The organism is Pantoea sp. 18069 (assembly GCF_902706035.1).
In the GTDB taxonomy this organism is placed as follows: Bacteria; Pseudomonadota; Gammaproteobacteria; order Burkholderiales; family Burkholderiaceae_C; genus Comamonas.
In genome coordinates, this window is the sequence record NZ_CACSJA010000183.1 from 1 (window position 1) to 221 (window position 221).

1 protein-coding gene is annotated in these 221 nt (G+C 65.6%); it reads left to right on the forward strand.

Annotation, left to right across the window (positions count from 1 at the left end; all coding sequences use genetic code 11):
* The coding region (locus GVL12_RS26150; RefSeq protein WP_200844124.1) for a hypothetical protein at window positions 1–221 on the forward strand (221 nt) is incomplete at both ends.

The following is a 221-nucleotide window of genomic DNA, read 5'->3' on the forward strand; positions in this document are numbered from 1 at the left end:
TACGGGCCTGCCCGTGGAGCTGGCCTCGGGCGGGCGGACCAAATTCAACCGCAGTGCGCTGGGTGTGCCCAAAACCCATGCGCTGGACGCGGCCTGCGTGGGCCAGGTCCACTCCATTGAAAACTGGGATCGCCCGACCCTGGCCTTGAAGGCGATGGGCCGCGGCAGCTACCAACGCACGCGCCTGGATAAATTCGGTTTCCCCAGGGGTTACCTCATGC